The organism is Kitasatospora sp. NPDC057512 (assembly GCF_042802135.1).
GTDB lineage: Bacteria > Actinomycetota > Actinomycetes > Streptomycetales > Streptomycetaceae > Kitasatospora.
Genome location: NZ_JBHVET010000947.1, coordinates 1 through 2,672, shown reverse-complemented (window position 1 = coordinate 2,672; position 2,672 = coordinate 1). Strand labels below are relative to the sequence as shown.

At 72.4% G+C, this 2,672-nt stretch carries 4 protein-coding genes; 2 read left to right on the top strand and 2 right to left on the bottom strand.

Annotation, left to right across the window (positions count from 1 at the left end):
• Positions 1 to 467 precede the first annotated feature (467 nt).
• Positions 468 to 947: a hypothetical protein gene (locus ACFU6K_RS36075; RefSeq protein ID WP_380670424.1), complete on the top strand. Its 480-nt coding sequence runs from the start codon at positions 468 to 470 to the stop codon at positions 945 to 947.
• Positions 948 to 977: 30 nt separating this feature from the next.
• Here ACFU6K_RS36075 and ACFU6K_RS36070 read toward each other — a convergent pair whose 3' ends face one another.
• The gene (locus tag ACFU6K_RS36070) at positions 978 to 1,313 is read right to left on the bottom strand and encodes a branched-chain amino acid transporter permease (RefSeq protein WP_380670422.1); all 336 of its coding nucleotides are present in this window, start codon (positions 1,311 to 1,313) and stop codon (positions 978 to 980) included.
• On the bottom strand, positions 1,306 to 2,091 hold the full coding sequence (locus ACFU6K_RS36065; protein WP_380670420.1) for an AzlC family ABC transporter permease: 786 nt from the start codon (positions 2,089 to 2,091) through the stop codon (positions 1,306 to 1,308). Before ACFU6K_RS36065 ends, ACFU6K_RS36070 begins: the two co-directional genes overlap by 8 nt.
• A 62-nt stretch (positions 2,092 to 2,153) precedes the next feature.
• On the opposite strand from ACFU6K_RS36065, the gene ACFU6K_RS36060 reads away from it, so the two are divergent.
• Positions 2,154 to 2,612, top strand: coding sequence for an Lrp/AsnC family transcriptional regulator (locus ACFU6K_RS36060; RefSeq protein WP_380670418.1), 459 nt, complete (start codon positions 2,154 to 2,156; stop codon positions 2,610 to 2,612).
• Positions 2,613 to 2,672 lie beyond the last annotated feature (60 nt).

Here is a 2,672-nt window from a genome sequence, read left to right as displayed (position 1 = left end):
GCGTAACGCAGTGGCCCGGGTTGCCCCCCCCCGCCCCCTGTCCTACAGCGGCACCTTCCCGCCCCTGCCGGGCCGCGTGCCCGGCGGGGGCGGGTTCGCGTCGGCGATCGGCGGCGGGAGAGGGGTGGGAGGACCCGCGTCGGCGATGGGGGAGTTCGTTCCCGGGCCGGAAACGCGGAAGGGCCCGGCGCCTGTGTGGGCGCCGGACCCTGTCCGACTGTGGAGCGCCAGGCCCGGGTTGCACGGACTCTTCCTACTGAAAGTAGGACGTGCTCTGGTAGCACCGCTGACGCCTGACGAGGGATCATGTCCCTCGCGACATCAGGAATATTAGCAGTTCAACGCCGGTGCGCCGAATCGCGTCCCGGAGCCAGGGCGTCGCCGAACTCCAGTGGGGCGTGCGCATGTCGGATGCCGTCGGCCCGAAACCGGTTGGCCGGGCGTCGGCCGGGTGCTATCACCGTGGGATGACCGTATTCGTGTGCGTGGCGTGCGACCGTCCGATCACCGGAGAGCTGACCGGGCTCCCCGAAGTCCCCGAGCGGCCGATGGATCAGGGGCATCGCAGGGCTGACGGGTCCCGTCAGGCCACGCCCACCGTGCCGGTCGGATTCTTCGCCGTGGACCCCGAGCCGTGGGGTGCCCCGCTCGTCCCCTCCGCGGAATGCCTGGCCGTCTTCCCGGGCGGGCCCGCCGTCGCGGACCCGGCCGGCCCCGGGTTCCTGGTGTCCGGGGGTCCGTGCGACACGGTCGTCCTCCACCCCGACGACGCGTCGGGACTCCGGATGCACCCGGACTGGCGGCACGTGGGGTGCTGCGGCACCACCGGCCGGGGCGGCCCGAACCGGCTGTGCCCCTGCGGTGCGGAGGTGGCCACCCTGGTCAGCGATTGCAGCACCCCGTACGAGCTGCACCTGGACCCCGGCCGGGTGCGCGCCGTCCGGTAGGGCTCTCCCGCGAAAGGCCGGACGCGGGGCTCAGGGGTGGGCGAAGAGGGTGCTGGCCAGGGTGACGTGGATGGCGGTGCCGCCGAGGATGCTCAGGACGGCGTTGCGCCGCCACAGGTGCAGGGCGAGGGTGGCGGCCAGGGCGAGGGCGGTGGGGGCGGCTCGCAGGGGGCTGGCGAGGGGGAGGTCGCGCAGGGCGTAGACGGTGAGGATCACCATCACGCCGACCGGCATCCGCTCGCTCAGGTAATGGAGTACGGCGCTGGCCCGTAGCGGGGCGAGGGCGGCGAAGGGCAGCGCGCGCAGGCCCCAGGTGACGGCGACCGAGACGCCGATGGCGGCGAGCAGGTAGGGCGTGTCAGGCACGGGCCGGCTCCTTCGGGGTGGGGGTGCGGTGCCGGGTGAGGGCGCGTCGGGCCAGCAGGCCGGCGGTGAACAGCGCGGTGGCGGCGAGCAGCATCTGACCGGGGAACAGGAAGCGCGCGGCGAGTGCGCAGACCAGGGCCAGCGCGGGGGTGGGGACGTCGCGCCGGGCCCGGTAGGCGTCGACGGCGAGCACGACGAACAGCGCGGTGAGCGCGAAGTCCAGGCCGACCAGCCGGGCGGGCACCAGGGCCCCGAACAGCGCGCCGGCGGTGGCGCCGGCGACCCAGTAGAGCTGGCAGAGCACCTGGAGCCAGATGATGCGCCGCCCGCTCCAGGAGTGCGCCTGCCGCCCGGTGGTCAGGGCGTAGGCCTCGTCCGTCATGGCGAAGGTGCTGTACGCCCGGCCGAACCGGCCGCGGACCCGGTGCAGCGGGAAGGACAGCGCGTAGAAGACGTGCCGGAAGTTCACCAGGAACGCGGTCAGGGCGATCTGCGTGAGCGGGGCGACCGCGACGACGAGTCCGATCAGCAGGAACTCCAGCGACCCGGCGTAGACCAGCGCGGTGAAGGCGGTGGCCCACCACCAGCTCAGGCCCGCGTGGACGACGAGCACGCCGAACGCGAGGCCGAGCGGGAATAGGCCCAGGCCGACGGAGCTGGAGTCCCGGAGCGCGGCCGTCAGGTCGTTCCGGGCGGTCGGCGTGGCGGCGTTCGTTTCGGCGGCGGGCGTGGGCGGCGGAACGGGACGGGTGAGCGTCCCGCCGGGGGCGGAATTCATGAGGAAATTCTAGGCCGGATTGCGGGTAATATGGTTTCCAATTATTGCCCTGGAGCCGCACGATGAGTAATAGAACAATGCTGGACGCCATTGATCGTGAAATTTTGTTCCATCTGCGCCAGGACGGTCGGCTGACCAACGTCGAACTGGCCAAGCGGGTCGGCCTCACGCCGCCTCCCTGCCTGCGCCGGGTCAAGCGGCTGGAGGAGGCCGGGGTCATCGCCGGATACCGGGCCCGGATCGACCCGGCGGCGGCCGGTCGGGGGTTCGAGGTGGTGGTCGCGGTCGAGATCGGCGTCAACGACCTGCAGACGGTGGAGGAGTTCGAGTCGACGGTGGCCTCCTACGAGGAGGTGGTCGAGTTCCGCCGGCTCTTCGGCCGCCCCGACTACTTCCTCCGGGTCGCGGTCGCCGACCACGCCGCCTACGAGGGCTTCCTCACGGCCCGGCTGATGGGGCTGCCGGCCGTCGCCCGGGTCGACTCGCACCTGACCATGAAGATCATCAAGGACGACGGCTGAGCGGACCCTCCGCCGGAGCGGGGAACGCGGAAGGGTCCGGCACCTGGGTAGGTGCCGGAC

Excerpts from the sequence above, each read along its gene's own strand:
- ACFU6K_RS36075 (WP_380670424.1), top strand. The coding sequence starts at position 468 with ATGACCGTATTCGTGTGCGTGGCGTGCGACCGTCCGATCACCGGAGAG.
- ACFU6K_RS36065 (WP_380670420.1), bottom strand. The coding sequence starts at position 2,091 with ATGAATTCCGCCCCCGGCGGGACGCTCACCCGTCCCGTTCCGCCGCCC.
- ACFU6K_RS36060 (WP_380670418.1), top strand. The coding sequence starts at position 2,154 with ATGAGTAATAGAACAATGCTGGACGCCATTGATCGTGAAATTTTGTTC.